The organism is Paenibacillus sp. 2RAB27 (assembly GCF_052115445.1).
In the GTDB taxonomy this organism is placed as follows: domain Bacteria; phylum Bacillota; class Bacilli; order Paenibacillales; family NBRC-103111; genus Paenibacillus_E.
Genome location: NZ_JBFRGR010000115.1, coordinates 1 through 482, shown reverse-complemented (window position 1 = coordinate 482; position 482 = coordinate 1). Strand labels below are relative to the sequence as shown.

Annotated in this window: 1 protein-coding gene; it reads left to right on the top strand. The window is 55.0% G+C overall.

The features are described from left to right. On the top strand, nt 1-482 hold a 482-nt coding region (locus AB4114_RS35895), incomplete at both ends, for a hypothetical protein (protein ID WP_441992689.1).

Here is a 482-nt window from a genome sequence, read left to right as displayed (position 1 = left end):
GTGACGAGCATAACGGCGCTCAATGGCGACGGCAAGCCGACAGTGGGAGCAGGCGACCAGTTAGTGATCACGTTGAATGCACCGTCAAACGGCGGAGCAGTTGATCTGACGAAGATCAGCAGCAAGTTAGGAACAGGTGCGACATYCAGTTGGAGCAGCGACAAACTTCGTTTGACGATTACGCTAGGAGCTGGAGCAACGATTACAACGGYCGATACGATTAGCATCTTGAGTGGAAACGGCATTTTCGACGCAACGACAGGCACGCAAGAACTGGCAGCACAATCGAGCATTGCCATCGGAGGCAGCTTCGGAGTAGCCGTAGCGCCAATGGTGACGAGCATAACGGCGCTCAATGGCGACGGCAAGCCGACAGTGGGAGCAGGCGACCAGTTAGTGATCACGTTGAATGCACCGTCAAACGGCGGAGCAGTTGATCTGACGAAGATCAGCAGCAAGTTAGGAACAGGTGCGACATCCAG